At 68.3% G+C, this 19,092-nt stretch carries 14 protein-coding genes; 7 read left to right on the top strand and 7 right to left on the bottom strand.

What is annotated here, in order from left to right:
• Window positions 1–17: 17 nt before the first annotated feature.
• Genes ABD648_RS14290 through ABD648_RS14305 form a run of 4 tightly spaced genes read right to left on the bottom strand, consistent with a single transcriptional unit; the run spans window position 18 to window position 6,404 of the window.
• The gene (locus tag ABD648_RS14290) at window positions 18–3,245 is read right to left on the bottom strand and encodes a glycoside hydrolase domain-containing protein (protein WP_282215619.1); all 3,228 of its coding nucleotides are present in this window, start codon (window positions 3,243–3,245) and stop codon (window positions 18–20) included.
• Window positions 3,242–4,177, bottom strand: coding sequence for a carbohydrate ABC transporter permease (locus tag ABD648_RS14295; protein WP_282215620.1), 936 nt, complete (start codon window positions 4,175–4,177; stop codon window positions 3,242–3,244). Before ABD648_RS14295 ends, ABD648_RS14290 begins: the two co-directional genes overlap by 4 nt.
• Entirely contained in the window at window positions 4,174–5,061 is an 888-nt protein-coding gene (locus ABD648_RS14300; RefSeq protein WP_282215621.1) for a carbohydrate ABC transporter permease, read from the bottom strand. The genes ABD648_RS14295 and ABD648_RS14300 overlap by 4 nt, the downstream gene beginning before the upstream one ends.
• A gap of 41 nt (window positions 5,062–5,102) precedes the next feature.
• Window positions 5,103–6,404, bottom strand: coding sequence for an ABC transporter substrate-binding protein (locus ABD648_RS14305; RefSeq protein ID WP_282215622.1), 1,302 nt, complete (start codon window positions 6,402–6,404; stop codon window positions 5,103–5,105).
• Window positions 6,405–6,621: 217 nt separating this feature from the next.
• Here ABD648_RS14305 and ABD648_RS14310 point away from each other — a divergent pair, with 217 nt between their 5' ends.
• Window positions 6,622–7,932, top strand: coding sequence for a glycoside hydrolase 5 family protein (locus ABD648_RS14310; RefSeq protein ID WP_282215623.1), 1,311 nt, complete (start codon window positions 6,622–6,624; stop codon window positions 7,930–7,932).
• A 489-nt stretch (window positions 7,933–8,421) separates the two neighbouring features.
• Here ABD648_RS14310 and ABD648_RS14315 read toward each other — a convergent pair whose 3' ends face one another.
• Window positions 8,422–9,315 carry a hypothetical protein gene (locus tag ABD648_RS14315; protein WP_282215624.1) on the bottom strand — a complete coding sequence of 298 codons (894 nt, stop codon included), beginning with the start codon at window positions 9,313–9,315 and terminating at the stop codon, window positions 8,422–8,424.
• 380 nt (window positions 9,316–9,695) lie between these two features.
• Here ABD648_RS14315 and ABD648_RS14320 point away from each other — a divergent pair, with 380 nt between their 5' ends.
• A complete protein-coding gene (locus ABD648_RS14320; RefSeq protein ID WP_282215625.1) occupies window positions 9,696–10,718 on the top strand; it encodes a hypothetical protein in 1,023 nt (340 codons plus the stop codon).
• Between the two features lie 364 nt (window positions 10,719–11,082).
• Here ABD648_RS14320 and ABD648_RS14325 read toward each other — a convergent pair whose 3' ends face one another.
• Entirely contained in the window at window positions 11,083–12,114 is a 1,032-nt protein-coding gene (locus tag ABD648_RS14325; RefSeq protein WP_282215626.1) for a LacI family DNA-binding transcriptional regulator, read from the bottom strand.
• 114 nt (window positions 12,115–12,228) lie between these two features.
• Between ABD648_RS14325 and ABD648_RS14330 the strand changes: the two genes are divergently transcribed.
• Both ABD648_RS14330 and ABD648_RS14335 read left to right on the top strand, forming a co-directional pair.
• Window positions 12,229–15,222: an alpha-mannosidase gene (locus ABD648_RS14330; protein WP_282215627.1), complete on the top strand. Its 2,994-nt coding sequence runs from the start codon at window positions 12,229–12,231 to the stop codon at window positions 15,220–15,222.
• A gap of 82 nt (window positions 15,223–15,304) precedes the next feature.
• A complete protein-coding gene (locus ABD648_RS14335) occupies window positions 15,305–15,715 on the top strand; it encodes an MmcQ/YjbR family DNA-binding protein (protein WP_282215628.1) in 411 nt (136 codons plus the stop codon).
• Between the two features lie 6 nt (window positions 15,716–15,721).
• On the opposite strand, the gene ABD648_RS14340 is transcribed toward ABD648_RS14335, so the two are convergent.
• Window positions 15,722–16,171: a MarR family winged helix-turn-helix transcriptional regulator gene (locus tag ABD648_RS14340; RefSeq protein ID WP_282215629.1), complete on the bottom strand. Its 450-nt coding sequence runs from the start codon at window positions 16,169–16,171 to the stop codon at window positions 15,722–15,724.
• Between the two features lie 92 nt (window positions 16,172–16,263).
• Between ABD648_RS14340 and ABD648_RS14345 the strand changes: the two genes are divergently transcribed.
• From ABD648_RS14345 to ABD648_RS14355, 3 genes are read left to right on the top strand one after another with little or no spacing between them, the layout of a single operon-like run.
• Complete coding sequence (locus ABD648_RS14345) at window positions 16,264–17,310, top strand: LLM class flavin-dependent oxidoreductase (RefSeq protein WP_282215630.1); 1,047 nt, start codon at window positions 16,264–16,266, stop codon at window positions 17,308–17,310.
• 29 nt (window positions 17,311–17,339) lie between these two features.
• Window positions 17,340–18,413: an LLM class flavin-dependent oxidoreductase gene (locus ABD648_RS14350; RefSeq protein WP_282215631.1), complete on the top strand. Its 1,074-nt coding sequence runs from the start codon at window positions 17,340–17,342 to the stop codon at window positions 18,411–18,413.
• A complete protein-coding gene (locus tag ABD648_RS14355; RefSeq protein ID WP_282215632.1) occupies window positions 18,410–19,087 on the top strand; it encodes an NADPH-dependent F420 reductase in 678 nt (225 codons plus the stop codon). The genes ABD648_RS14350 and ABD648_RS14355 overlap by 4 nt, the downstream gene beginning before the upstream one ends.
• The last annotated feature ends 5 nt before the right edge of the window (window positions 19,088–19,092 follow it).

Here is a 19,092-nt window from a genome sequence, read left to right on the forward strand (position 1 = left end):
ACCTTCCCGGTGAGTGATCAGCCCAGGTCGAACAGCTCGACCTGACGGATCGTGACCTCGGCCTCCGCCCGCACGCGGAGCGCCGAGGTCACGATGCGCGTCGCCAGGGTGAAGGGCGTCGTGCGGTTCGGCAGCAGCGCTGCCCGGTGCGTGGTGCGGACGGGAACCCACTTCTCATCCGGCCCGAGCATCTCCCAGCGGAGCGCAGAAGCGGATGCCGGAGCCACCGCCGTCATCGTGAGGTCGCTGACGCCGCGGGGCTCGGAGAACCGCCACCCCACCCACTCCCCGGCTCGCAGCGCCGTACCGGCATCCCCCGAGAGCGCCCCGTCGTCGAACACCCGCTCGGCGTGGCGGAGTCCGGGCGAGGATACGATGCGGCCTCCGGTCGACGTCAGGTCCTCGCGCCAGGCCTCGACCTGGTTCGTGGCCGAGCGATCGCGCGCCTCGAGCGCTGCCGCCGGATCGAGGCCGAACACCAGCTCGAGCACGGCGTCGCCGACGAGCGCGTCGATCGGCAGCTCGGCCGCAGACAGGCGCACGCCGTCGAGCCGTGCCTCCTGCAGCACCCGGGCCGTCGGTGAGCTGCGCCGAGAGACGACGCGCAGCGAGGAGCCGTCGCCGCGATCGACCCGGATGTCGTCGAAGAGCGGCGACCCGATCCGCAGCACGCCCGAGGCGAGCTCCAGCGGATACAGCCCGAGCGCGGCCCACAGCCACCAGGCGCTCATCTCACCGTTGTCCTCGTCGCCGGGGAAGCCCTGGCCGATGTGCGCGCCGGCGAACAGGCGCCCGGCGAGGTCATGCACGATGCCCGCCGTCCGCCATGGCTGGTCGCTGAACGCGTACATGAAGGGGATGTGGTGCGCCGGCTGGTTCGAGATCGCGCACATGCCGGAGCGCAGCGATCGTGCCTCCCGCTGCTCGTGGATGACCGTGCCGTATGCGCCGCCGAACCGCTCGTCGGCGGTCTCGGGCTCGGCGAAGAGGGCGTCGAGATGACGACCGAGGCCGTCGGGACCGCCGTAGAGGTCGGCCAGCCCGGCGCCGTCGTGCACGGCGCCGACCGACATCCCCCACGCGTTCGTCTCGACGTTGTCACCGCCCCAGGACCTCGGGTCGAATCCCGAGGCGGCGAAGGCGCCGTCGTCATCCCGGCCGCGGAAGAACCCCGTGCTGTCGTCGAACAGGGTGCGATACGATCGGGCCCGATTCGCGAAGTAGCGGGCGAAGGACCGGTAGCGCGCAGCATCCACGTCCGATGCCGACGCGGATTCCGACTCCGACTCGGTGGCGAGCCGGGAGGCGAATCGCCCCAGCGCGGCATCGCTCACGGCGTTCTCGATGCTCCAGCTCATGCCTTCGGGGACCTCCGAGGCGATGTATCCGGTGAAGCGGCCTCGGGCGATGCCCTTGCGGCCACGACGGGCGTCGGGCCCCGGTTCGCAGGCGTTCCGCCATCCGCTCTCGAAGGCGGTGACGCGGTCGAACTCCACGCCCCAGCGCGCGGCGTCGGCGAAGATCTGATCGCTCGACGTGCCCACCATGCTGTCGACGTACCCCGGGGCGCTCCACCGCGCCATCCAGCCTCCGCGGCGATACTGCTCCAACTGCCCGTCGAGGAGGCGCCCCGTGAGGGCGGGGTCGAGCAGGGCGAGCGCCGGCCACTCGGTGCGGTACGTGTCCCAGTAGCCGTTGTTGACGACGAGCTCGCCGTCGGCTGCCGGTTCGCCTTCGTGGACCGGGACCTCGGCGAACACGTCGGCGAACCGCCAGATGGGGGTCTCGGCCGTGCCGGCGTTCTCGGCCGCGCTGTTCGGGTACAGGTGCATCCGGTGGAGGGCGGCGGCGATGCGTGACCGGTGCTCCTCATCGGCGAGCGACCGGTACGGAGCATCCTCCGCGGGCAGCGGCGGGATCGTGACGCGCCCGAGCAGACGATTCCAGGCTGCCGCAGCGCGGTCGCGCAGCTGATCGTACGAGGTCGTCGCGGGGGCCTCGATCGAGAGGCTGCGCCTGGCCTGCTCGACGGCCAGGAAGGAGACCGCGATCCGCACCTCGAGCGATCCGCGGCCGCTCACGTATCCGGCGACCTCGCCGCGGCCGTCGTCGTCGAGACGGCCGCGCTCATCGGGCTGATCGCGACCCCGCAGGACGGTACCGGCGAAGAAGCAGCGGGGCGCGTTGCCCCAATCCGCAGGGCCCTCCGGGATCCAGCCCTCGAACCCTCCGGCATCCGTCCACTCGTGGCGCCCGCCGGCGGTGAGCTGATCGATCACGAAGCCGACGCGAGCGCTGGGGTCCGCGGTGTGCACCCGGAAGGCCGCCGCGTGCGAGGTCGCGGTCATCTCGACGTGCAGGCCGTCGCCGAGGTCGGCGGCATACTCGTGCGGATGCGCGCGCTCGGTGCCGGAGACGATCCAGCGTCGGCGGCCGGCACGCTGCGAGGTGGGGAGGCCGAGGAAGGGCATCAGCTGCAGCACCGAGCGGTCGCCGATCCACGGGCTCGGCTGGTGCGAGAACTGGAGCGCTTCGAGCCGGCGCCCGCGGGGATCATCGTGCACGAACGGACGGTACGGCCAGCGAGAGTCGGCGGCGTCGGTCGCCGGGGTGACGAACGTGAAGCCGTGCGGCACGGCAACGGCCGGGATCGTGTTCCCGCGGGAGAATCGCGGTCCTGAGTGCGACCCTCGGCGCGTGTCGACGCGTTCGACGGGAGTGAGCGGTGCGGATGCCGCGCGCTGCTCGATCACGAGCTGCACATAGCCGGAGACGCGCGGAGGGAGATCCGCCGCGGTGGCGAGCGTCTCGGTGCCGAGCACGATCTCGACCGTGCCGGTGCGGTGGGCGACCGGGGCGAGCGCGACGGTGTCGGCGTTCCACTGCTCCGGGAAGCTCCAGCGCGCGGCGAACTGCTCTTCGGCGGTGATCGGGAAGTCGTAGCGGTCGCGGACCGCCGGGATATCGCTCAGCCGGGTGCCGTCGGCGAATCGCACGTCGATCGTGACCGCGAGCGCCGCATGAGGTGCCAGCGTCGCCGCGGGGCCGTCCGCGTAGAACGCCCAGTGCAGCACGGTGTCGGGCGAGAACTCGAGGTCGAGGAGTTCCGGTGCATCGATCCGCTGCTCCCCGGCGGACGGATCGAACGCGAAGGCGAACACTGGCCCGGACAGGATGCCCGCGCGGGGACGGGATGAGGGAGGATCGGCCGGGCCGTCCGCCGGCGAGAGGTGCGTGGCGCTCACCCCTTGATCGCGCCCTCCTGCACGCCCTTGAAGAAGAACCGCTGCGTGAACGAGAACATGATGACGATCGGCACGAGCGCGATCATGGTCCCGGCCGCGATCAGTCGCGGGTCGACCGAGAAGCTGCTGTTGAGGTAGGCCATGCCGACCGTCAGCGTGTACTTCGCGGGGTCGGACAGCACGATGAGGGGCCACAGGTAGTCGTCCCAGGCGCCGATGAACGCGAAGATCGCGACCACCGAGACCATGCCGCGGATATTCGGCCACACGATGTGCCGGATGCGCTGCCAGGTGGTCGCGCCGTCGACCGTCGCGGCATCCAACACGTCCTTCGGGATCATGCGGCAGGCCGTCGCGATCAGGAGCACGTTCATCGCGCTGATGGCGCCGGGAAGGAAGACTCCCCAGAGGGTGTCGGCGAGCCCCAGGGCGCGGATCGTGAGGAAGTTGCTCGTCACGGTCACCTCGCCGGGGAACAGCAGCGTGGAGAGGAGGATCGCCATCACGATCCACTTGCCACGGAACCGCATGCAGCCGAGCGCGTAGCCGGCGAAGGTGGCCAGCACGACGTTGCTGACGACCGTGCCGAGGGAGACGAGCAGCGAGTGCCACGCGTAGAGGTAGACCGGCACGATGTCGGCGACGGTCGAGTAGTTCCCCAGCGTGGGCTCGCGCGGGATGAGGTTCGGCGGGAAGGAGTAGATGTTCTCCTGCGGGCCCTTGAACGAGGTCGACAGCTGCCAGACGAACGGGCCGATGACGAGCACGAGGACGAGCAGCAGCAGGGCGTAGCGGCCGATGAGGCCGCCGAGCGTCGGCTTGCTGAAGTCGCCGGAGCCCCGTCGGCGGAAGATGCGCTCGCGCTCGGGACGTACAGGCTGGTCCGGCGTGCGACGGTCGTCGTCGGCGCGGGGCGGGGTGAGGATGCTCATGCGGGGGCCTTCGCCTTCTTCTCGCGATTCATGAACGCGATCGCGGCGAGCGGGAAGAGGGTGAGGAGGAAGAGCGCCACGCTGATCGCCGACGCGTACCCGATGTTGCCGTTCAGGCCGGAACCGACCTGGCGGATGAGCATCACCAGCGACATGTCGTAGCCGCCGGGTCCTCCCGTGCTCTTGGACAGCACGTCGAGCTCGGCGAACACTCTCATCGCCGAGACGGCGATGAGCACGGCGATCAGGAGCATCGCGCCGCGTACCGAGGGGATCGTGACGGAGAGGAAGCGGCGGAACGCCCCGGCGCCGTCGAGCATCGCGGCCTCGTGCAGCTCCTTGCCGACGTTGCCGAGGGCGGCGAGGTACACGACCATGTAGTAGCCGAGCCCCTTCCACACCGTGAGCAGGATCGCGCAGCCCAACAGCAGCCAGCGGTCGACGAGGAAGGCCATCGGCTTGTCGACCAGTCCGAGGAACTCGAGCGTCTGGTTGATGATGCCGCGGCTGTCGAACAGCCAGGTCCAGATGAGTGCCACCACGACGACCGAGGCGATCACGGGGAAGTAGAACGTGGTGCGGAAGAACGAGATGCCGGGCAGCTTCTTCTGCACGAGCAGGGCCAGGAGGAGCGGGAGGATCGTGAGCAGCGGCACGCACACGACGACGTAGATGATGCAGGTCGTCAGCGCGTTCCAGAACATCTCGTCGCCGAACATGCGGTCGTAGTTCGCCACGCCGACGAACTCGGGCGTCCGCAGCGGACGCGCGTCGGTGAAGCTGAGGAAGACCGTGTTGAGGAACGGCCAGAGCGCGAACACCAGCACCCAGATCACGGCGGGGCCGAGGAGCAGCCAGGGCGTGAACCATCGGTGGGATCTCATCGATCTCACCCTGCTCCGGATGCCGGTGTCCGCGCGCATGCTTACTGGTCCACGCGGTTCGCGTTGGCGTACTCGACGATCTTGTCGAGCTGCGTCGCGGCATCCGCTTCGCCGTTGATGGCGAGGGCGATCTGCTGCGTCATGTAGGTCGCCATGTCGGACGTCCACTGGAACGGCAGAGCCTTGGCACCCTCCATCGCGGTGAACACGGTGTCGATCGCGGCGAGCTGCTTCTCGTCGGTGATCGACGAGGAGATGTTCTCCACGACCTTGTCGCCACCTGCGGCGGTGCCGGGTGCGGTGCCGACGGCGAGCGACGAGAAGGCGACCTGGTTCTCCTCGTTGGTCACGAACTCGGCGAAGGCGAGAGCGGCTTCCTTGTTGTCGGAGTCGGCCGAGACGTTGAGTCCCTGCACGTACAGCGGCGGCACCCCCAGGCGCTGCGTCGCGACGGTGTTCTCCAGCAGAACGGGGGCGTCCTTCTGCAGGTCGGTGGTGAAGCCGGTGCCTCCGGTCGTGAACGCGACCTTCTCCTGGATGTAGGACTCGGCGTTCCCGCCGTAGTCGCCGGTCAGAGCCTCGGCGGGCATCGCACCCGCCGCGTAGGCGTCGGCATAGGCCTCGATGATCTTCGCGGCCTCGTCGGTGTTGAAGTCGAACTCGCCCTTGTCGTCGATGACCTCCATGCCGGCGGCCGTGAAGGTGTCGAGCGCGGGGATCGACGAGAGCAGCTGCACCTTGCCGTCGGACTCCGTGGCGACCTTCTTCGCGAGGGTGAGGAGCTCGTCGACCGTGGTCGGCAGGTTGTCCTCGGTGACCCCGTACGGGGCGAGCTGCGCGAGGTTCCACCAGGACGCATCGCTGGAGAGGTACCAGGGGAGTCCGTACGTGCCCTCGACCTCGGGGTACTGGCTGTAGGCGTCCCAGGCGCCGGCGTTGTAGACGGACTTCAGATCGGGGTCGGCCGTGTCGATGTCGACGAGCTTGCCGGCGGCGACGAGCGGGTAGGCGATGTCCGGCGGCAGGTTCAGCACGTCGGGGAGGGTGTCGGCGTTCGCCTGGCTGAGGATCTTCTCCTGGTAGCCGTCACCCGGCTGGTCGAGCCACTCGACCGTGACGTCGGGGTTCTCCTTCTCGAACGCGTCGATCAGATCCTCGAAGTAGGGCGTGAACTTCTCGTTCTTGAGCGACCAGGTCTGGAACTGGATCGTTCCGCTCAGCTCGCCGGAGGTGTCGATGGGGCCGGTGTCGCCGGAGCCTCCGCCGCCTCCCGTGCAACTCGTCAGCGCCAGGACGCCGATGCTGAATGCTGCCAGGGCGGCAATGCGTGTCGGAACTCTCATCGTGCTTCTTCCTCGAGGCGGGCGATTCCGCGTTGTAGTCCACATGCGAGTGGACTACAACGCTTTAGCAGATGAAACCATCCGATTCTCCGCCTGTCAAGGTGCTGGCGGAGGGTCTCACGGGAATCAGTTCCGGGCGGTGGGATGTTCGTTGCTCAAGCGTTATAGTGATCCGACATGCCCTCACCGGAGGGCGCCGTCGGAAAGGTCCGGACACATGACGCAGCGTGGCGCTCTCGATGCTCCCCTGAGATTCGGGGCGAACTACACGCCGTCGAAGGACTGGATGCACTCCTGGCTCGACTTCACGCCGGACGACGTGCGCCGCGACTTCGCCGCGCTCGCCGAGCTGGGGCTCGACCACGTCAGGGTCTTCCCGCTGTGGAACGTCCTCCAGCCGAACCGCACGCTCATCCGCACGAAGGCCGTCGACGACGTGCGCGCCATGGTCGACATCGCCGGCGAGTTCGGGCTGGACGCCAGCGTCGACGTGATCCAGGGGCACCTCTCGAGCTTCGACTTCGTCCCGTCCTGGCTGTACACCTGGCATGACAAGAACATGTTCACCGATCCGAAGGCGCTGGAGGGGCAGGTCGCGCTCGTCGACCGGCTCGGCCAGGCGCTGCGCGAGGCCCCGAACTTCCTCGGCCTGACCCTCGGGAACGAGACGAACCAGTTCTCGGCGCACACGCATCCTTCGCCCTGGCCGGTCACGCAGGACGAGGCCGGCGAGTGGATCTCCGCGCTGCTGGCGGCGGCGGATGCCGCGGCTCCCGGCCATGCGAACGTGCACAGCGAGTACGACGCGGTCTGGTACATGGATGGCCACGGGTTCACGCCCGCGCACGCCTCGCGCCTCGGGGCGATGACCACGATCCACTCCTGGATCTTCAACGGCACCGCCCAGCGCTACGGCGGGCGCTCGGTCGCCTCCGACCGCCACGCGGAATACCTGATCGAGCTCTCCCGCGCCTTCGCGACGGACCCGGAGCGGGTGGTGTGGCTGCAGGAGGTCGGCGCCCCCTCCAACTGTCTCGAGGAAGACGAGATGCCCGGCTTCCTGGAGGCCACGGTGCGCTCGGCCGCCCGCACCGAGAACCTCTGGGGCATCACCTGGTGGTGCTCGCATGACGTGAGCCGTGAGCTCGGCGACTTCCCCGAGCTGGAGTACTCGCTCGGCCTGGTCGGCCAGGACGGCAAGGCGAAGCCCCTCGGCCGCCGATTCGCCGAGCTCATCCCGGAGCTGCGCGCACGCCAGGCGCCGCCCGCACGCGAGACTGCGATCGTGGTCGAGGTCGACGAGCGCGAGGTGCCGGTGAGCCGCGCAACACTGAGCCCCGGGGGAGTGGTGTTCCAGGCGTGGGTGGATGCCTGCGCCGCCGGTCTCGACCCGGCGCTGGTCACCTCGCGGACGGCGCTCGACCCCGCCGCGCTCGATGCGCGCGGCATCCGTCGTCTGATCCGCCCCGACGTGTCGGCGAACGAGGTCGACCCCTACGGCTCGGTGAACACGGTCGTCGGAGCCTGACGGGCGGGCAGGACGCTCGAGCGAGTTCGCACTTCGACCGGCGCTTCGTTTCGGCCGGGTCTCGAGCGATGCGAGCGAAGGATCCGCCTACGAGATCAATTCCTGGGTCAATGTCATCGGACCGGGTTACACGCCACATGCTTCGCACGAACACTCGGTTGGTCAGAGGCGCGTGCGCTGCCAGCCGCGGATGCGCTCAAGGTTCGCTCGAGAACTAGTAACAACTTTCCCGATACCCGCAGTTCCAAGTTCGAAACGGCCAGGTGGTCAGCGGGCTCCGAGAGTTTGTTCGCGTCCTCCAGACTGGCACTCCGTCGCTATCGACGTGAGTACATGGCCCGGACGGCCTTGTACGCGGTGTCCTCTCTGAACGTTCGTCTCACAAAGGGAGACGGGACGAATGTACCGAGCCGCGTCGAGATGATGCGTGCTGGGCGTCTCGATCACGTGCAATTGAAGGGTCGGCACGACGCATGGGTGCGAAGGCAGCTAGACCAAGGTTCCCAGCCACGCATTCGTGTGGGTGGAAACAGCGCTACCCAGTGCGCCGCCAAGCCCGGTACCGAACGCCTTCATTACCGCGTCGCCGATCTCGCGGAAGCGAGATGACCGCGCAGTCCCGCTCGCTTCTTCGCGCAGCTGCGCAGCGAACTCTCCGGTCCGGCGTGCCTCGTCTGGGACGAGGATCGCGGTCAGCTGATCGAGCATGGCGGCGATCTCGACCGCGCCCTTGCTCGCGTCGTTCGTCTGCATCTGCACGACGTTCGGACTGTTGTGAGCTACTTGCGCGGGCGCATGGAACGTATACGACGTGGAAGCCGCTTGCGGTGCCTCGGAGTGGAGTTCGCGGCCGGACTCGACCAGATCCTCCCCTTTGACCGTGAGGCCGACACGAAGCGGGTCGGGGCGTTGGTCCGCCCCGGGTCCCTCGATGAGCCCGCGGTCGGCAAGCCACTTTCCTGCGCGTGTCAGGTCCTCCATGGCATACGGGTCGCCGAGGAACGTAAGCCCCGCCTCAAGGAAGTGGTCGGCGACAGCGAGCGTGTTGTCCCTCGTGTGCTCATAGATCCATCGCAGATAGTCGTTACGCGCCTGCCGCTGGCGTTCTACGGGGTCGGAACGTCGAGCAACGTATTCTGCCCACGCGTCGCGCCCGTCCGAGGTCGGGCGGGCAGCCCATCCTCCGGAGTAGCGCTCATCGAGGTTGACCTGCTGTTGATCACGGAGCGCGCGGGCGTCTGCGGTGACGGACGCCCGCTCCGCTGCGTCGCCCGGGTCAACCATCAGCATCCCGGGTGTTGCGTGCGTTTCACCGTCGTCGACGACGCGGATGATCTTTCCCAGAAGGCTCAATCGGCGGTGTTCAACTCTGAGTTCACTCACGTTGGTGAGCGTAGCGCGAAGCGTTCCCCTGTCCGAATGTTTCGCGCCATGCAACTCCGACGGTGGGCGGACAAGTCGCCCACCAGGTGACGACCTCTCGCGCACCGACACATTTCGCGAGGTGCTTTGAGTCCTCGGCCGCGTGTACAACGGGCGAGTCGAAGGTTCAAGGATCCGCGACTCTCTGGTCTCGCGTAGCTCGACCCCGGACGCAATGGGCAAGCGTTTGCGGTACTGAGCGATACCCATGAGGAGTTGGAACCGCTAAAAACTTCTGTCTCAGTTGATGCGCAACCCGATTGGGTACTACGGAGATCGCAACCACCTGAGGTACCCGCCCAGCTCAGTTGCGCATGGGCGACGGCCAGTATCTTCGATACATGGAGTCCTCTGAGCGGATCGCGCGCGCCATCGACAACACTTTGGCAGCGGTGGCCGCTAACTCTCCCACCACGGTAATCTGCCGGTCAGCGCTTAGGGTCGCCACGCTGCGACAGGACACGGTTGCAGAGTTCTGGCTACGCATGGAGGTGCAAGGTCTTGGGGACGACAGCAAGGAGAGGAACAGACTGCTGCTCGCGCGCCTCACAGCGGAAGTGGGCACCCAAGAAGCGATGAAGCAATGGGAGCGTGCTGCAGAGACGTTTCAAGCGCGCCGCACCGTCGAGCAAGGCGGGAAGAACGTGATCCTGTCTCAATCCGTGGGTGAACTCGAGACCAACCTCGCCTCGATGGTGGCGCTACACGAGGATGAGATCCCTGCCGGGATGACCCCCATCGACGTAGGACTCGCGTACCTCGACCGAAAGAAGGCACGGACGAGTCTTTACGTTCCTATCGCGCTACGCAGATCGATGCTTGAGCGCACGAAGGACGCTGCCTACACCTACGTGCTGGACGTCGAAGCCCAGATTCTCGCTGGAGAAACCGTGCCGGACTCCGTCGCGCGAGGTCGTGAATTCGTTGAAACGGAACTCGCGAGACGCGCACCCAAAGCTTTAGAAGCACTCCGGGCTGCAGAATCCCGCTCCGATGGCGACGGGCACGAAGCCACCAGCCACGCTGCGACATCATGTCGACGCGCCATCAAGGCTCTAGCTGACGCTTTGTACCCACCAGGCGCCCCGGTCACAGGCGAGGACGGATTGTCTCGGTTGATGGACGACGATCACTACCGCAACCGCCTCACGGCCTGGGTCCTCGAGCGCCGGGGGCGGTCGACGCATGCGGACCTGCTCGCTTCGAATCTGGTGTCTCTCGGCACTCGGCTGAAGTCACTCGATGACCTCGCGAGCAAAGGCGTGCACGCGGACCTGTCCCGTGCCGAGGTGGAGTCGTGCGTGTCCTGGGTCTATATGCTGGCCGCTGATCTCTTACGCGTCGATGTGCAGGCCAACTCATAGCGCGGGCACGCGTTCGCGCCAGTCCCGGCGCGCGTCAGGTGGGCGCTATTACGGGGGCGACCCCGCCAGGAATGGCGGGCAAAGCGGCGATGTCATGCGACTGACAACCCATCGCGTGTTCGGGTATCAGGTGGGGCTGGTGCATATCCTCCGGGCCCCGGTCAAAGTCATCCAATTGTTACCGCACCCTTTCACGGCGCTCTAATTCCCCGTCGTCGGGCATCACCCCAATCTGGTTCAGGGTCGTGCCCGTGCCCGCGCCCTCGGTCCGTTGGAAGACAGCGATCCAAGCGATGACATCCTCGCCATACTTCCGGCGGCCCGCAGCGTCTCGCTCATACCGCGAACGGCCCACCGTTTCGATTCAGCCGAGCCGCGCCGGCGGGGCTGTGCTCTCGCGTGCGGTGAGCACGGGCGTCGGGCCCTCCACGCTCGGCAGGTTCGCCCCGGCCTCGATCTGCTGCAGCAACAGGGTCGCCGCGCGCTCGCCGAGTTCGAACGTGTCGCGGGTCATCGCGGTGATCGACGGGTTGATCAGCCCGGCGATCACGGAGTCATCGAACGACGCGAGCGACACGTCCCGCGGCACCGCGCGTCCCATCTCCTGCGAGACGCGGAGACCGGCGACGGCCATCACGTCGTTGTCGTAGACGATCGCGGTCGGGCGCTGCCGCCCGGAGAGCAGCGAGCGGGTGACCGCGGATGCCCGTGCCGGCGAGAAGTCCGTCGTGATCACCTCGCCCTCGATCCCGTCGGATGCCATGCGCTCCAGGACCTCGGCGCGCAGGTGCGTGTGCTCGAGGTCGGCGGGGCCGCCGACGTAGGCGATGCGGGTGTGGCCGAGGGCCGCGAGGTACGAGAAGAGCGTCTCGGCCACGGCATCGTCACCGATCCAGACGCTCGGCACCGAACCCTCGGGCGACGGCTTGGATCCGATCATGACCGCACGCGCGTCGAGGGCCGTGATGCGGTCCACGCGGGGGTCGTCGTCGCGCGGATCGATGAAGATGAAGCCGTCGACCTGGTTCGACGATCGCCACTGCCGGTGCACCTCCATCTCCTCGGCGACATCGGCCACGAGGCGGAGCTGCAGGCTCACCTTGCTCACCGACAGGCGCGACTCGATTCCGGCGATGAGGTCGGTGAAGAACGCCTCGGATCCGAGGGACCGTGCGGGCCGGGCGAGCGCGAAGCCGACCGTGTTCGCCTTCGCCCCGACCAGCGCACGCGCCGCCGAGCTCGGCTGCCAGCCGTTCTCCTCGACGATCGAGAGGATGCGCTGCCTGGTCTCGTCGCTCACACCGGGGCGGCCGTTCAGCGCGAACGAGACGGCGCCGGGAGAGACCCCGGCCATGCGCGCGATATCGGCGATGGTGACGCGTTTCGCCGGGCTCATAGTCACTCACCATACTTGATCGGTTTAGTCTCGTGAAAGCACGGATCGAGTGTCCTAGACTTGGGTCACTAGATCGTTTTAGTTGCCCTCACCGTCGAGCCGGAGATCCCCCATATGCATGACGACACCTCGCTCACCGTCGGCCGCGTCAAGCGCGTCCTCGAAGAGCGCATCCGCCCGGCCATCCACTCGGCGTCCGTGCCGTTGGAGGTCGAGCTCCACGAACTGCCCGGCGAGCCGATCAGCCCGCAGGATGGCCTCGCGCTCGACTACGCTCCCGGTGCCGTCGGGGCGCCCTGGGGTCCGGCCTGGGGGACCACCTGGTTCCGGCTGACGGGTCGCGTCCCCGCCGAGTGGGCGGGTCGTCGCGTCGAGGCCGTGATCGACCTCGGGTTCGACATCAACATGCCCGGCTTCCAGTGCGAGGCCCTCGTCTACCGCCCGGACGGCAGCCCGGTGAAGAGCATCAACCCGCGCAACCAGTGGCTGCCGATCACCGAGGCCGCCCACGGCGAAGAGCCCGTCGAGCTGTACCTCGAGGCCGCGGCCAACCCGGTGCTGCTCGACTACCACCCCTTCCTGCCGACGCAGGAGGGCGACATCCAGACCTCCTCGCGTGAGCCGCTCTACCGTTCGCGGCGGATGGACCTCGCCGTGTTCGAGCGGGACGTCTTCGAGCTCTCGCTCGACCTCGAGGTGCTGTTCGAGCTGCAGGCCGAACTCACGCCGACATCGCCGCGGCGCATGCGCATCCTGCAGGCGATGGACGACGCGCTCGATGCCCTCGACCTGCAGCGCATCGCGCAGACCGCACCCGACGCCCGTGCCCGCCTCGCCGAGGTGCTCGCGGCCCCGGCGGAGGCGAGCGCGCACCGCATCTCGGCCATCGGCCACGCGCACATCGACTCCGCGTGGCTGTGGCCGGTGCGCGAGACGATCCGCAAGGTCGCGCGCACCACCTCGTCGATGACGACCCTGCTCGAGGAGCAGCCCGAGTTTCAGTACGGCATGTCCAGCGCGCAGCAGTACGCCTGGCTCAAAGAGCACCGTCCCGAGGTGTACGAGCGGGTGAAGGCGGCGGTCGCCGAGGGGCGCTTCTTGCCGCTCGGCGGCATGTGGGTCGAGTCTGACACCGTGATGCCGACGGGCGAGTCTCTGGTGCGCCAGTTCTCGCACGGCCAGCGCTTCTTCGAGCGCGAGTTCGGCATCCGATCGAAGGGCGTCTGGCTGCCGGACAGCTTCGGATACTCCCCGGCCCTGCCGCAGCTCATGCGCCGCGCCGGCTTCGAATGGTTCTTCACGCAGAAGATCTCCTGGAACCAGCAGAACGTGTTCCCGCACCACTCGTTCCTGTGGGAGGGCATCGACGGCTCGCAGGTGTTCACGCACTTCCCGTCGATGGACACCTACAACTCGCAGCTCAGCGGCATGGAGGTCGCGAAGGCCTCCCGCCAGTTCAAGGAGAACCGGCTCAGCTCCCGATCGATCGCGCCCGTCGGCTGGGGCGACGGCGGCGGCGGCACGACCCGCGAGATGACCGGCAAGGCCACGCGCCTCGCGAACCTCGAGGGCAGCGCGCAGGTCGTGTGGGAGCACCCCGACGTGTTCTTCGACGCGGCCAAGGCGGAACTGCCGCACCCGGCCGTGTGGGTAGGCGAGCTCTATCTCGAGCTGCACCGCGGGACCCTCACCAGCCAGCACGCCACGAAGGCGCTGCACCGCTGGGCCGAGCACGCCCTCATCGAGGCCGAGCTGTGGGCGACGACGGATGCCGTGCGCACGGGTGCGTCGTACCCGCAGGACGAGCTCGACAGGCTCTGGAAGATCGTCCTGCTCCATGAGTTCCACGACATCCTCCCCGGCACCTCGATCGCCTGGGTGCACCGCGAGGCCGTCGAGGTGCTCACGAACGTGCTGTCGGATGCCGAGGAGATCTCGGCATCCGCGCGGCGATCCCTCGCCGGCGAGGGGGAGCGCGAGCTGCTCTTCGAGCCGACCTCCGTCGGGCGCGGGCGTGCGCTCGGGGCATCGTTCGTGGTCGAGCCGACCGCAGCCTCGGTGTCGCTCACCGCGGAGGACGGCGGCTGGCGCCTGGAGAACGACCTCGTCTCCGTTCTCGTCTCGGCGGAGGGGCTGATCGTGTCGGCCGTCGACCGCGCCTCCGGCCGCGAGGCCGTCGCGGCGGGACAGGCGGCGAACCTCTTCCAGCTGCACCAGGATTTCCCGAACATGTGGGACGCGTGGGACATCGACAAGTACTACCGCAACAGCGTCGACGACCTCACCGACGTGTCGTCGATCGATGCGACCGTCCACGGTGGCACGGCGGTCGTCACCGTGCGCCGGGAGTTCTCGGAGTCGACCATCGAGCAGAGGATCTCCCTCGCCCCCGGTGAGCGCACGGTGCTGCTGCGCAACGACGTGGATTGGCACGAGACCGAGAAGCTGCTCAAGCTCGCCTTCCCGCTCGACGTGCAGGCCTCGCACACCGATGCCGAGACGCAGTTCGGCTACCAGTCGCGGGTGACGCACACCAACACGAGCTGGGAGGCGGCGAAGTTCGAGACCTCGATGCACCGCTTCGTGCTGGTGCGCGAGGCCGACTTCGGCGTCGCGCTGGTGAACGACTCGATCTACGGGTACGACACCACTCGGGAGGTCGACGGCGATGCGGTGGCGACGACCGTGCGCCTGTCGCTGCTGCGCGCCCCGCGCTTCCCCGACCCCGACACCGATCACGGGCATCACCAGATCGAGGTCGGCTTCGTGGTCGGCGCGGATGCCGGGATCGCGACCACCGAGGGCATCAGGATGAACGCTGTGCCCACCGTCGTGCGCGGGGCGCGCGAGGTCGAGCCGTTGGTCTCGGTCGAGGGTGATGGCATGATCGTGTCGGCGGTCAAGCTCGCCGATGACGGCTCCGGCGACGTGATCGTGCGCGTGTACGAGTCCCTCGGCCGGCGCACGACGGGCGCGCTCACCGTGGACTTCCCGCACCGCGAGGTGCGCGAGGTGACGCTCATCGAAGACGAGCTCGACGAGCCGCGCCTCGGTGGCGAACTGAAGCTGCGGCCCTTCGAGGTGCGTACGCTCCGCATCACCCGCTGAGTTCGACCCCGCTGAGGTGATCGACCGCCTCGCTCCGGCTGTGATGCTGGCGCGAGGCGGCGATCAGCGAGACGATGGCCTCATGGCGACCATCGACGATCTGCGCGAGATCGCGCTCGCGCTGCCCGGCGTGCACGAGGTGATCGACGGACACACCGGTGACGCCGCGTGGCGGGTCAAGAGCGGGATGTTCACCGGTCTTCGCGGTCCGCGACAGACCGACCTCCGTCAGCTCGAGGAACTCGGACGCGAGTGGCCGGCCGGCATCGTGATCGGAGTGCGGACGGCGAGCCTCGAGGAGAAGGAGGCGCTGCTCGCTGCCGAGCCGGATGTGCTCTTCACGATCCCGCATTTCGACGGGTACCCGGGGCTGCTCGTACGGCTCGACGTGATCGATCGGGAGCGGCTCACCGAGCTCGTCACGGACGCCTGGCTGTCGCGCGCCCCCGTGCGAGTCGCGAAGGAGTGGCTCGCGGAGCACGGGCTGGAGTGACCCGCCCTAGGCGCCCTTCTTCAGCGCCCGGGTGATGCCGTCGACCATCTGCAGCTGCTCGTCGTCGAGGCGGTCGATGAAGAGTTCGCGGATCGCGCGCAGGTGGGGCACGTTCGCGCGACGGAATGCCGCTGACCCCTCGTCGGTGAGCACCACGACGGCGCCGCGATTGTCGGTCGCGCAGTCATCGCGACGGATCAGCCCGCGACGTTCCATGCGGCCGAGGTGGTGCGAGACGCGGCTGCGCTCCCAGCCGATGGTCGCGGCGAGTTCGCTCGATCGGAGCTCGTGACCGCTCTGGTCGCTGAGCGCCAGGAGGACCGAGTAGTCCGCGGGCGAGAGGTCCGATTCGTCCTGAAGCCGCCGGCCCAGTTCGCCCTGCATGGCGGCGACGGTCTCGATGAAGTCCCGCCAGATGCGCAGCTGCGGCGCGGTGGGCGTGCTTCGTGCTGCCATGGTCGCCTCCTTTAGTTGACATGTCCATCATATCGGAGTAGAACTTGAATGCAAGTGATTGACGTATCAATAAAAGAGAGAAGGAAAGCGTCGTGAACCCGCAGGGATTCGAGATCGGCCTCAACTCGTTCGGCGACACCGCGTCGTCGGGTGGACGGGACCTGAGCGGTGCAGAGACTCTGCGACTGCTCGTGGACGAGGCGCGTCGCGCCGAGGACGCCGGGATCGACGTCTTCAGCGTCGGCGAGCACTATCGCCCGGGGCACAACGACTCCGCCACCCCGGTGCTCCTCGCCGCGATGGCCACCGCCACCGAACGGATCGCCCTCGGTACGAGTGTCACGGTGCTCAGCACCAACGACCCGGTGCGGCTCTATCACGAGTTCTCGACCCTCGATGCGGTCTCGAACGGCCGCGCGCAGCTCGTGCTCGGCCGGGCGTCGGCGACGGAGTCGTTCCCGCTGTTCGGCTACGACCTCGCCGACTACGAAGAGCTGTTCGAGGAGAAGCTCGACCTCTTCATGCGCCTGCAGCGCGAGGAGGCCGTCACCTGGTCGGGCACCACCCGGGCGCCGCTGCGCGATCACGTCGCCCAGCCGCGGATGCGGCCGGGCGGCATCCCCACCTGGATCGGCGTCGGCGGCAGCCCCCAGTCCGTCATCCGCGCCGCGAACTACGGGCTGCCGCTCATGCTCGCCATCATCGGCGGCAACCCGCAGCGCTTCGCCGGCCATGTCGACCTCTACCATCGGGCTCTCTCCCAGGCGGGGAACGCGCCCCAGCCCGTGGGGATGCACTCGCTCGGACTCGTGGCCGACACCGATGAGGAGGCGCGGGAGACCTGGTGGCGCTTCTGGGAGCCGGTCGTGACCGACCTCGCGAACGAGCGCGGCTTCTACGCACCCACCCGCGCACGGTACGAGCACGAGATCGCCGAGGGCGCCCTGTTCGTCGGCTCGCCCGAGACGGTCGCGCAGAAGATCGCGCGGTCCGCACGCGATCTCCAGCTCGACCGCTTCGACCTGAAGTACGACATCATGCATCTCCCGCGCGAGGCCCGCGCCCGCACCATCGAGCTGCTCGGCCGCGAGGTCGCCCCGCGCGTGCGGGAGCTGCTCTCCCTCGAGCGCGCCGCGTGAACACCCCCACCCAAAGAAGGAAAGCAGTCATGAACGACTCGGCATCCGTCGACAACCTTGAATTCGGCCTCGACACCTTCGGCGACCTCACCGAAGACGAGAACGGCGAGCTCTCCAGCCACGCCGCGGCCATCCGTCAGACCGTCGACGAGGCGGTGCTCGCCGATCAGCTCGGCGTCGACGTGTTCCTCGTGGGCGAGCATCACCGGCCCGAGTACGCGATCTCGAGTCCTGAGACCGTGCTGGCGGGCATCGCGACCCGCACCTCCCGCATCCGTCTGGGGTCCGGGGTCACGGTCTTGAGCTCCGATGATCCCGTGCGCGTGTTCCAGCGCTTCGCCACGGTCGACGCCCTGTCGAGCGGTCGTGCGGAGGTCATCCTCGGCCGCGGATCCTTCACCGAGTCCTTCCCGCTGTTCGGGCACGACCTGGCCGACTACGAGGTGCTCTTCGACGAGAAGATCGACCTGTTCGCCGAGCTCCTGAAGGAGGGGCCGGTCACGTGGTCCGGCACCCAGCGCCCCGCTCTCGTCGACGCGGATGTCTTCCCCAAGACCGAGGGTGGGTTGAGCACCTGGGTCGGCGTCGGCGGTTCGCCGCAGTCGGTGATCCGCACGGCCCACTACGGCTTCCCGCTCATGCTCGCGATCATCGGCGGGGCGCCCGACCGCTTCGCCGGCTACATCGATCTGTATCGGCGCGCTGCCGCCCAGTTCGGCACGACCGCGCACCCGGTCGGCATGCACTCGCCCGGCTTCATCGCCGACACCGATGAGGAGGCGCGCGAGCTGCTCTGGCCGCGGTACAAGGTGATCCGCGACCGGATCGGGGCGCTGCGCGGCTGGCCGCCGATCCGCCGCGAGGAGTTCGACCACGAGATCGAGCACGGCTCCATGTACGTCGGCTCGCCCGAGACCGTGGCGCAGAAGATCGCCCAGACGCTCGGCGCACTCGACGTCGGCCGTTTCGACCTCATCTACACGATGGGATTCCTGCCGGCTGCAGCGCGGATGCGGGCGGTCGAGCTCTACGGGTCGGTCGTGATCCCGCGTGTGCGGGAGCTGCTGGCCGTACAGCGCGCCGAGAGCGAGGAGGCGGCATGAGCGGCCGCACGGAGGTGACCACGATCGGGATCCTCGGCGCCGGCAAGGTGGGCACGGTCCTCGCCCGACTGGCTGTCGCCGCGGAGTACCGCGTGCTCATCGCGGGCTCCGGCGATCCGGCGAAGATCGCCCTGACCGTGGAGGTGCTCGCCCCGGGCGCCGAGGCGACCACGGCGGCATCCGCCGCGGCCCGGGCCGACATCGTGATCCTCGCGCTGCCGCTCGGGAAGCACCGCTCCCTCCCGGTGGAGGAGCTGCGCGGGAAAGTCGTCATCGACGCGATGAACTACTGGTGGGAGACCGACGGCATCCGGGAGGAGTTCACTGGTTCGACGAGCGAGATCGTGCAGCGGTTCCTGCCGGGGTCGGTCATCGTGAAAGCCTTCAACCACATGGGCTATCACGACATGGAGGAGGAGGCCCGACCCTCCGGGGGCGCCGGACGCAAGGCGATCGCGCTCGCCGGAGACGACGAAGACGCTCTCGCCCGGGTGGCGCGGTTGATCGACGGCCTGGGGTTCGACCCGCTTCGGGCCGGCGCCCTCGCCGACGGCATCCGCCTGCAGCCCGGTGCCGGGGCCTTCGGAGCGAACGTCTCGCGCGAGGAGCTCCTCGAGATCGTCGAGGCGTTCGATCCGGAGCGGGACCGGCTGACGCTCCCCGCCTTCGGGTGACGGTA

The sequence above is a fragment of the Microbacterium luteolum genome, from assembly GCF_039533965.1.
Taxonomy (GTDB): domain Bacteria; phylum Actinomycetota; class Actinomycetes; order Actinomycetales; family Microbacteriaceae; genus Microbacterium; species Microbacterium luteolum.